This is a genomic window from Mesorhizobium abyssinicae, assembly GCF_049887195.1.
In the GTDB taxonomy this organism is placed as follows: Bacteria; Pseudomonadota; Alphaproteobacteria; order Rhizobiales; family Rhizobiaceae; genus Mesorhizobium; species Mesorhizobium abyssinicae.
On record NZ_JARAKC010000049.1, the window covers coordinates 1 to 7,487 of the forward strand.

Annotated in this window: 6 protein-coding genes and 3 pseudogenes; 7 read left to right on the top strand and 2 right to left on the bottom strand. The window is 58.7% G+C overall.

What is annotated here, in order from left to right; genetic code table 11:
• Positions 1–473 precede the first annotated feature (473 nt).
• From PU724_RS33000 to PU724_RS33010, 3 genes and pseudogenes are all read left to right on the top strand, one after another.
• Positions 474–896, top strand: coding sequence for a helix-turn-helix domain-containing protein (locus PU724_RS33000; protein WP_354425961.1), 423 nt, complete (start codon positions 474–476; stop codon positions 894–896).
• Between the two features lie 38 nt (positions 897–934).
• The gene (locus tag PU724_RS33005; protein ID WP_354425966.1) at positions 935–1,240 is read left to right on the top strand and encodes an IS3 family transposase; all 306 of its coding nucleotides are present in this window, start codon (positions 935–937) and stop codon (positions 1,238–1,240) included.
• A pseudogene (locus PU724_RS33010) lies at positions 1,237–1,413 on the top strand (DDE-type integrase/transposase/recombinase); the annotation flags it as partial. The gene PU724_RS33005 and the pseudogene PU724_RS33010, both read left to right, overlap by 4 nt.
• 96 nt (positions 1,414–1,509) lie before the next feature.
• On the opposite strand, the pseudogene PU724_RS33015 reads toward PU724_RS33010, so the two are convergent.
• Positions 1,510–2,779, bottom strand: a pseudogene (locus PU724_RS33015) (IS30 family transposase).
• Here PU724_RS33015 and PU724_RS33020 point away from each other — a divergent pair.
• Together PU724_RS33020 and PU724_RS33025 are read left to right on the top strand one after the other, a co-directional pair.
• On the top strand, positions 2,772–3,122 hold the full coding sequence (locus PU724_RS33020) for an integrase core domain-containing protein (RefSeq protein ID WP_426213795.1): 351 nt from the start codon (positions 2,772–2,774) through the stop codon (positions 3,120–3,122). The pseudogene PU724_RS33015 and the gene PU724_RS33020 sit on opposite strands and share 8 nt — an antisense overlap.
• 869 nt (positions 3,123–3,991) lie before the next feature.
• Complete coding sequence (locus tag PU724_RS33025; protein ID WP_354425963.1) at positions 3,992–4,789, top strand: glycoside hydrolase family 12 protein; 798 nt, start codon at positions 3,992–3,994, stop codon at positions 4,787–4,789.
• 508 nt (positions 4,790–5,297) lie between these two features.
• Here PU724_RS33025 and PU724_RS33030 read toward each other — a convergent pair.
• Positions 5,298–5,549, bottom strand: a complete 252-nt coding sequence (locus tag PU724_RS33030) for a hypothetical protein (RefSeq protein WP_426213796.1) — start codon at positions 5,547–5,549, stop codon at positions 5,298–5,300.
• Between the two features lie 60 nt (positions 5,550–5,609).
• Here PU724_RS33030 and PU724_RS33035 point away from each other — a divergent pair.
• Positions 5,610–5,693: pseudogene (locus PU724_RS33035) on the top strand (IS5/IS1182 family transposase); the annotation flags it as partial.
• Between the two features lie 746 nt (positions 5,694–6,439).
• A complete protein-coding gene (locus tag PU724_RS33040) occupies positions 6,440–7,126 on the top strand; it encodes a response regulator (protein WP_354425964.1) in 687 nt (228 codons plus the stop codon).
• Positions 7,127–7,487 lie beyond the last annotated feature (361 nt).

Genomic DNA, 7,487 nt, shown 5'->3' on the forward strand with positions numbered 1-7,487 from the left:
CGGCGTCGCCAGGCCATCAATTGTGAGAGCGCGCGCTATCGTTTCTGTTAAGCATGCGGTGTTGCGCGAAGACGAGGGTGCGAGGAGTGCCCGGACTTCCCCTGGCCGCAAATCCGCTCGGCGCTTACGACAATCGTGCGGACAACCGGGCAGACTATGCCGGAGCAGTGCGTTCGAACCGAGCGTCGTCCCAAGCTCGTTTCCCGGCAGTTGCAAAGGTCTGCGTCTGCGGCGAATCTTGACCTACCGTATACGCCGAAAACGATGCGGCATCTGATGCATTTCCTTGCTGGTGTTCGCCGATCGGGAAGTGGAGCCACCCATCTGCGAACATCTGAATTATTATCGCCGCTGAATAGCCGCCGGGCGGTTCCGGAACTGCTCAGCCTCCGTTCCACTGTGGTGGAGTGCACCCCCAGACTGAGACAAGGAAAATCGCGGACAGTTTCCCCGCAAAGAGAGGAAACCGGGGCATGGCCAGGCGGCAAAGAATCATTCACGAGGACCAAAAGCGGGAGCTTCTCCAGCGCATGGAGGCGGGCGAAGCCGTCACCAAATTGGCAGATGAGGTGGGCATCAGCCGCCAACGTCTTTACGAGTGGCGCGATCATCTCAGGCTTCGTGGTAACCTGAAGTCACGTCGGCGCGGCCGACCGGCGAGAGTGGCGGGAGGAGTTGACGGGGACTTGCCATTGCAGAGCGCAGTCGATCCGCCGGCGCCTCAGGAAAAGGCTCTGACTAAGGCCAGGCGCCGGATCAGGGAATTAGAGCAGAAAGTCGGGCAACAGCAGCTCGATCTCGATTTTTTTCGCGAAGCCTTGCGGCACTTCGAGGAAGATCAGCGCCGGAGCAGCGCTCCTGGCGAAACGGGATCTTCAAAGTCATCGAAAAGATGACGACCGGCCTGTCGCAAGGCGAATTCAACATCGATCGAATGTGCTGGCTCGCTGGTATCAGCCGCGCGAGTTATTACCGTCACTGGCTAGACTCGGCCCCTCGTCGGGCCGAGACAGGTTTGCGAGATCTCATTCAAAAGTTGGCTCTCGTAAACGCGCACTACGGTTACCGCCGGATTGGAGCCCTGTTGCGTCGGGAGGGATGGCAAGTCAATCACAAGTGCGTTCTACGCATCATGCGCGCGAAGACAATCTGCTATGTCTGCGCGCGCGACCCTTTGTTCCTGCAACGACGAACTCGAGGCACGGTTGGCAAGTCGTTCCGAACCTTGCCAGGGGCATGATCCTCAGTGGGGTCAACCAGCTATGGGTTGCCGATATCACCTTCCTGCATCTGGCTGAGGAGTTTGCTTTCCTTGCCGTTGTCCTGGATGCGTTTAGCCGCAAGGTCGTCGGATGGGCGTTGGACACGCATCTCAGAGCAAGCCTTGCGATCGAGGCTCTCGAGTTGGCCATCGCGAACCGCCAGCCCGAACCAGGAAGCCTCGTCCATCATTCCGACCGCGGAGTTCAAGGCGGATTCAAGCAGTCCTCGCAACAGGTATGTTCCATCCTATGCCAGCCAATGGTCAAGCGCCTCGGCTGGGGTCTTCCAGCCGAGGGTTTTCCGTGGTCTCGCGTTGAGGGTCGCGGCAATGGCGGTGAGTGTCTCGGCGCTGTGAACGCTCAGGTCCGTGCCCTTCGGAAAGTATTGGCGCAGCAGCCCATTGGTGTTCTCGTTAGTGCCGCGCTGCCAAGGGCTCTGAGGATCACAGAAGTAGACCTGGATGCCCGTATCGATCTTGAGCGCAGCGTGTTGGGCCATCTCGGCGCCTTGGTCCCAGGTCAACGAGCGGCGCAGTTCCTGAGGCAGGGTTACGATGGTGCGCGCGATCGCGTCGCGAACAGCCTCGGCACCATCTCCCGCGAGAGCCGGTCCATTCTTGGCTCGCGGCGCGTCGCCATGACCGTCCAGTCGCGGCAGATGCAACAGCATCGTAAAGCGCGTCGTGCGCTCGACGAGCGTGCCGATTGCCGAACTGCCCAGGCCCAGAATGAGGTCACCCTCCCAGTGCCCTGGAATCGCACGGTCAGCCGCCTCGGCCGGGCGCTGGCTGATCATGATCTCGGATGACACGAAGCCCTTGCCGCGCTGACCCACGCGCGCCCGCGGCGTCTGCAATGCGCGCCCGGTCCTCAGGCATGCCGTCAGCTCTCGCCGCAGTGCTCCTCGGCCTTGGATGAAGAGTGCTTGATAGATGGCTTCGTGGCTGATCCGCATCGTCTCGTCATCCGGGAAGTCCATAGCAAGCGTCGGGCGATCTGCTCCGGGCTCCACGCCTTGCCCCATCGCCGATCCTTTCGTTGCCCATGCCGGCGTCCGTTCCAGGGGACCGCAGGACCAGGAGCAACAACACCGTGAGGAGCCGCGACCCTTCCGGCGAGCCTTTCCTCGACATAGAGGCGTAGGGCTGGGTTCAGCGCAAGCTTGGTGACTTTCGGACGCCGGCCAGATCGTTCGGCGTGCCATTGGGCTGTCGATGCACGATACTCCAGACCGCCGCTGCGCGTCGCGGCATTGCGGCGTAGCTCACGGGAGATAGTCGAGGCGGATCGACCAAGACGGCGTCCGATCTCGCGCCTCGAAAGGCCCTGAACGCGAAGAATCTGGTTCCGACAGGCTGCGACATGCCAGCCGTCAGCGCAGCATCCTCGCTGGTCATTCCCTGCGCAATCCCCAACCAGAATAGCTGGAGTTCAGATCGCCCCGCCATTGGGGGCCGTCCCGGTGACGGCAATGGCGCCCGCCCAGACCGGTGTGATCTTCGCTTTCGAATGACCATCGCAACCTCCTTCGCTCGGGTGTTGCGAGGACTGCTTGAATCCGCCCAATACGCCTGCGGAGCCTACTCCGAACTTCTGCATCTTCACGGTATCCAGGCGAGCATGAGCCGTGTCGGGAATCCTTACGACAACGCGAAGGCGGAAAGCTTCATGAAAACGCTGAAGCAAGAAGAGGTGCAAGGTCTCGCCTATAAGGACGCTGATGATGCCCGCAGGCGTATCGGCGCTTTCATTGAGACCGTTTACAACACGCAGCGCCTGCATTCGGCGCTCGATTATCTCACGCCGGAGGAATACGAACAGATGCATTCAGGTAGACGACGAGTGGAAATGGCGGCATAGCTGAACGCGGGGAAACTGTCCGCGATTTTCCTTGTCTCAGTCTGGGGGTGCACTCCTGTGGCGTCCGGAATTATCTATCGCAGTCCGGAATTAAGTCAGGGCGTCGCTGTCGCGCGCAAGTTGCCTACGCTGCGATTCTGACCCATGCCGTCAGCTACGCCACGTCAGTGGGCACGATCTGTAGGATCTCTAGGTGCGGCCGCGGCCACAGGCGCATCGACCCTAACGTTTGGACCAATAGCATTTGTGAGATCGCCTCGATTATGTGCGACGTTCTCGATAACGCGCCCTTGCCGCTGCCTCTGTTCGTCTGCGGCAAAGCTGGTGGGCATCAGGTAGGTTTTCAGGAATCTGTGTCTCACGCCTCCCGAAGGTTGCTGCCAATGCAGGCACCAGCCTGTCATCATCAAAGCTGAACGGGCGGCTGAGTATCCACATGTGGTGGAGATCTTTGATCCGACTGTCTCACGTCTCAGAGCACCCATCGCTCAAAGCGATGGGACCGCAACGCCGCGCTCGGCCGTCATCTCCTCGAGATCGCGCCGGCTGAGCTTGGATCCAGGTACCAGCGCATGTCGCGGATTAGCTGAACGGATCCCACCAAGCTGTATGACCGCAAAGCGCCGATCGCGGCGGAAAGCTGTTGGACGACCGCGTCGTGCCGTTCTTCTGATGAGCATGGCATTCCAGCGAGCCGGATGCTGACCGGCGGACGGGTTCGGCAGAAGGCTCGTCAGCTTCTCGAAAGTTGAGCTTCTTAGCATTCGAAACTGGTCTCCAGATGCGGATGCCTCACCTGGCGACAGACCTAGGTACTCGCCAGACGGATCGGCACGAGACCTTTGTTCCCGTAACTGAAGGAGAGCTTCATGGATTCCACTCGGATAAACGGCACTGGATCGCTGCCCTCGCCCGTTTGGCACGTCGACAGACACGATGATGATCGATTTAGGCAAGCTTTGAACGAAGCCAGGTCATCGACTGCCGTACTTGTCTCGGCAAACGCTCCGATTTGGAGGTCGAGCATTCCATACGAAGACTTTTCACACGGCAGCTATTCCTGGAACAACGACATCTGGGGGGGAAAGGGCGCTGGGCCTCAGACAATTTCGGTGCATGCTGACAACCAGTGGAGCGTGTGGTCGAACCAGCCTAATACTGGAGGCATCAAGAGCTATCCCCACCAGGCTTTCAATGTCGGGAAACCGCTCAGTTCAATCAATACTCTGACTGGGAGCTTCAATCAGGATGTTCCTTCTGGCGGCGCCTGGGACACCGCCTACGACATCTGGGACAGCTCACATCAAAATGAGATAATGCTCTGGACAAACCACACCGGAAATCCAGACGGCAGCGGCAATGTTAAGCCTATCTCAGATAAATATGACCCTTCCGGTGCGGCGATTCCGGTCTACCGCAATGTCAATGTAGGCGGGGCGAACTGGAATGTGTTTGAAGGCTCCAATGGTCAAAGGGTCATCTCGCTGGTGTGCACTTCGAAGACGGATAGCGGGACGGTGGACATCAAAGGTGTCCTGGATTGGCTCAAATCGAAGGGCTACTTTGGCGACATAAATGTCGGCAGCGTTCAATACGGTGTCGAGATTACCGCGTCCCCTGGGGGGATGAACTTCAACTTCAAGAACTGCTCCGTGACTTCAACGTGACAAATCCACGGCCCGCGGATCGCTTGGAAGGGAGGTTGGCCCAGTATGTCGGCCGTCTCATCGCCTGCACGATCGAAAAGGGACGTCCTGGTCGAACGCTATGTCGATCAGACTGTCTCGCTTATGGCTCGGATGGCCGGGAAAATTTGTGCGGGCTATCGCGGGCTGAGCCCCTTGCGCCTCGCTGAAATGCCCCGGGCAGCGCACCTGAGCGTCCGAGCGCAACTCAAGAAAAGGCGCCGTCGCCCAGCCAGGATGAATACCTTGAGCCATTCCTCTCCACAAAAGTACGGAATTAGCGCAGGGGCGGATATCGATGCTGCGGTGCGGGGTACGAGATGAGGGCCAGGCCACTCTACCCCTGCTGCGACGCAAGCCTTGGCGCCATTGGCAACTCGGTTAAGAGACGAGATAATCTTCCCGGTCCGACTTAACCCCAAAGGAGATATAAGCGAGTGCGCGCGACCCGCGCGATCAACGCCAGGACGTGTGTCACCGGTTGACGCGGTTAGACTCTATCGCGCGACCAGATCTCGGGGTCGATCTTGCCTTGCAGCTCCGGGTAATCCCCGGCGTGGGAAACCGGTGCAAGCCCTTGCCCGCGCTTGACGCCGTTAAGCATCGCCGCTGCAATTCCACCTGTGACGCCTCCTGCAGGCCAAAGGCGCTCGAGACTAACCGACGGGAAGGCGTGGGCTGTCTCCACCAGAGGCCAGAAAATATCCGCCGACGTTCTCGTTCTTGCCATGACATCCAGCACCTCACATACTTCCCGCGTTAAGGCCGCTCACCGATATTCCTAGCTTCGTTGCCAATGCCTAGGAGCGTCGCAACCCGCTTCGAACAGACGGCCAGAAACTACTCTGGCCGTCTCACAATCGCAGCTACAATCCTATGGATCAGACAACTGTCCACACCCCAGGGCTCAACTTCGAGACACATTCTGTTCGTCACACCACAGCCATCGTCGGACTGGCAACATATGTCTGACAAATTGTGAAGCAACTGACATTAATCGTTACATACGAGTGGTCCGTGGTCAGCTTACCGAAAGCTAACGAATCTAATTAAGAAGCGTGGCTGCGTGGGCAGGCGGTGCTGCGCCAAGAATTGAAGGGAGGCTTGACATAGGAGAGTTTATGCGCAGCCAATCGCAGGCGTGTTCAGTGGCATTTTCGGTCAGCCGGCCGGAGGTAGTCGCCCTCCCTCACGATAGAAACGATGCCTTCGTCAAGGTAGTTGCTCGCAATGTCATTCTAAACGTTCTCGCTACTGTACCCGGTTGTCGGCCCCCGGTGATTCAGCGTCCTGGCAGCAAGGTGCGGACCCTTGATACTTCCCGCAGTGCAGCTTTGAGCTCCGTCCGGACGAGGTCGCGGCGTCCCTTTACGCGGTCCGGAACGAGGGTCGATCCAGGTTGGGGCGCCAGCCCCGGGGGTGCCCTTTCGGTCCATCAGGCATCTCACTCAAGCTCATCTCCCCGGTGAACGACAACGCTTCAGCTTCTGACTGAACCTGCTGCACTCGGATGCGCACTAAGTTGAGGTTGGAAGGAGCGGTACGAACAAGCCACGAGTTGTCCGGCGGCTGAGCGTGTCAAGTCGACGGTGATATGCTCAACGCTCTTGTCGTGCGGTCATAGGAAGTGAAATGCGAACGCTACTCGTTGATCATCACGCCGACCTCACGCGCGCTGTGCAAGGAGCGCTCGGAGATTCCGGTTTCACTGTTGATGTCGCTCGCACTCTGGAAGAAGCATCAAGTGCATTCTCCTGCGCGAGCTATGAAATTCTCTTGTTGGAGCTGGCGCTACCCGATGGTGATGGGTTGCACTGGCTAAAGCAATTGAGGAGGGACGGGCATTCAACTCCAGCGATCGTGATGAGCAGTCTGAACGATCTCAGCAAGCGAATTGCGATTTTCAACGGTGGTGCAGACGATTTTCTCCCGAAACCAGTCTCTACTGATGAACTTGTCGCAAGGATGCGGGCCATTCTGCGCCGATCAACACACAAACCCGATCTCATCCTTACATTCGGCAATCTCACATTCGACTCGATCGGCCGACAGGTTTTCATTGAGGGCCGACCACTGAGGATTGCGCGCCGCGAGGTTTGTATTCTTGAGCACCTGCTTGATCGGGCCGGCCGCACGGTGCCGCGGGCGCAACTAGAAGACAGCCTCTATGCCTTCGATGACGAGGTGACAGCGAACGCGCTCGAGGTCGGCATCTACCGCTTACGCAAACACCTCAGTGAGTCAGGCGCGACGCTACGGATTAAGACCGCGCGCGGCATTGGCTATATCTTGGAGTTGGCGGACGCGACTTGTTCCTAGCCGCTGGCGCGGATTGCTCGATCGCATTCGTGAGCGGGCAGGCCAGTCGCTAAAGAGCTCTGCCAGGGTCTTGGCCGTGACGCAGCCGACCGTCGCCAAGCATCTGCGAATTCAACCTAGCGATGCTTTGCGCCATTGCCTGAAATCACCTATTGCGTGTTGTTCACCTTGATGCAGGATGCATGGTGGATTCGGGCATCAGGCCGGCGTCGTGACCCGCGAGCACGGGTCGCTCGCAATCGTTTCACAGATCATCTCGCGGCCTATCCGCGGCCCTATGCGCGAACTTAACGTTTCCAGCCGCCAGGCCGTCATGAGCTGCTCGGAACAGGCAAAGGAGATAGCATGGATCCCTTTAAGA

Excerpts from the sequence above, each read along its gene's own strand:
- PU724_RS33000 (WP_354425961.1), top strand. The coding sequence starts at position 474 with ATGGCCAGGCGGCAAAGAATCATTCACGAGGACCAAAAGCGGGAGCTT.
- PU724_RS33005 (WP_354425966.1), top strand. The coding sequence starts at position 935 with ATGTGCTGGCTCGCTGGTATCAGCCGCGCGAGTTATTACCGTCACTGG.
- PU724_RS33020 (WP_426213795.1), top strand. The coding sequence starts at position 2,772 with ATGACCATCGCAACCTCCTTCGCTCGGGTGTTGCGAGGACTGCTTGAA.
- PU724_RS33025 (WP_354425963.1), top strand. The coding sequence starts at position 3,992 with ATGGATTCCACTCGGATAAACGGCACTGGATCGCTGCCCTCGCCCGTT.
- PU724_RS33040 (WP_354425964.1), top strand. The coding sequence starts at position 6,440 with ATGCGAACGCTACTCGTTGATCATCACGCCGACCTCACGCGCGCTGTG.